Genomic DNA, 1,755 nt, shown 5'->3' with positions numbered 1-1,755 from the left:
GACTCTCGTCACTCCAATGGGCCGGTGCGGGCGCGCGGCGACGGACGTCGCCATGCCGGGCCGGCGCCGGGCGGCCCTGGACGGCGGCATGGGCCGCCTCGTACGGGGAAATATTCCGCCCGGAACAACTCAAGGTTGCCACTGAGTGAGCAGGCGATGCAACTCGGCGATATCCGTTTCGTTGTGCAGACGCTCGCGTGCGTCGCGATCGGACAGCAGTTGCGCGATTTCCGACAGGATCTCGAGGTGCTGCTGGGTGGCTTGCTCGGGGACGAGCAGGAAGATCAGGAGGCCGACCGGCTGGCCGTCGGGCGCTTCGAACGGGATCGCATCGGCGAGGCGGACGAACGCGGCGAGCGGGTGCTTGAGGCCCTTGATGCGGCCGTGCGGAATCGCGACACCTTCGCCGAGCCCGGTCGAACCGAGGCGCTCGCGCGCGAACAGGTTGTCCGTGACGGTGCTGCGGCCGATGCCGTTCTGATTCTCGAACATCAGCCCGGCTTGTTCGAAGACGCGTTTCTTGCTGGTGACCGAGAGGTCGATGACGACGTTCTCTATGGGCAGGATTTTGGCTAGGCGATTCATGTTGGCAGGCGATTGGGCGGCCTGGGGTCTCCTTGCGGCGGCGGACTGATTTTCCATGTTCGGCGATATCAAGGCATGTGGCATGGCAACCTGCAACGCAGCTACCGCATCCAACACCCCCCGGCGATAACCGGAACATTATAGAGCACAGCCGCGTGCGTGGCGCAGCACGGACGGACCGGTTGCACCTCCGCGTGGAGTGGCAAAAAAAACGCCCGGCGAACCGGGCGGCGTGCGTGTTGCGGTGACGGTTATTGCGGCGGCAGCTCGATCTGATCGATCGACGGCTGAAGCTTGATCGGGTCGTGCGCGTGCGTTTGCAGGCGCTCCATGTGCTTGACGACCTGGCGATCCAGCTTGTCGATCAGCAGATCGATCGCGGCGTACAGGTTGCCGTTCGCGCTTTCGACGAAGATGTCCTTGCCCTTCAGGTGCAGGTTGATTTCCGCGCGCTGCTGCTTGTCCTTTTCCTTGTGGTTGTCGACCGAGAGGATCACAGTGCCATCGATCACCTGATCGCTATGCCGTAGCACCCGGTCCAGCTTGGTGATCACGTATTCGCGAATTGCAGGCGTGACTTCGAGATGATGTCCACTGATCTTCAGGTTCATAGTGCTTCTCCAAGCGAGTGGCTACCCGGCCGCATCAAGGCGGCGCTCCGGTCGACTTGCCCGTGCCGCACGAAGCGGCGTATCGCGGACAGATCGTCCGGCCTGTTCCCCGTGTGCGCGGTGGCCGGGACACGCCTGCCGCCGGGCAGGCAGCAGGCTTAAAGAGACTTGCGCAGATTCACTGCCGGGATCTTGAGGGCTTCGCGATATTTCGCAACCGTGCGGCGCGCGACCACGAAACCCTGTTCTGCCAGCAGCTCGGCAATGCGGCTGTCCGAAAGTGGCGATTTTGGGTCTTCAGCTCCTATCAGTTGCTTGATGAGGGCTCGGATGGCGGTCGACGAGGCGGCGCCACCGGTGTCGGTCGAGACGTGAGATCCGAAGAAGTACTTAAATTCAAGCGTCCCGAACGGGGTCAGCATGTACTTCCCGGTTGTCACACGGCTGACAGTCGACTCGTGTAGGCCCAGCGTATCAGCTATTTCCCGCAAAACCAAGGGGCGCATGGCAATTTCACCGTGCGCAAAGAAATTCTTCTGACGCTCGAACAATAGCCTGC

General features: G+C 62.2%; 2 protein-coding genes and 1 pseudogene. All 3 read right to left on the bottom strand.

The features are described 5' to 3' along the window. Positions 1–129: 129 nt before the first annotated feature. Positions 130–642: a PTS sugar transporter subunit IIA gene (locus JMF90_RS35695; RefSeq protein WP_027806888.1), complete on the bottom strand. Its 513-nt coding sequence runs from the start codon at positions 640–642 to the stop codon at positions 130–132. A 194-nt stretch (positions 643–836) separates the two neighbouring features. Beyond that, positions 837–1,196 carry a ribosome hibernation-promoting factor, HPF/YfiA family gene (gene hpf, locus JMF90_RS35690; RefSeq protein WP_006477786.1) on the bottom strand — a complete coding sequence of 120 codons (360 nt, stop codon included), beginning with the start codon at positions 1,194–1,196 and terminating at the stop codon, positions 837–839. Between the two features lie 158 nt (positions 1,197–1,354). Further along, positions 1,355–1,755, bottom strand: a pseudogene (locus tag JMF90_RS35685) (RNA polymerase factor sigma-54); the annotation flags it as partial.

Source organism: Burkholderia sp. E168m23, from assembly GCF_016586125.1.
Lineage (GTDB): Bacteria > Pseudomonadota > Gammaproteobacteria > Burkholderiales > Burkholderiaceae > Burkholderia > Burkholderia orbicola.
The sequence above is the reverse complement of the archived record's forward strand: the minus strand, read 5'-3'. Positions and strand labels throughout refer to the sequence as shown.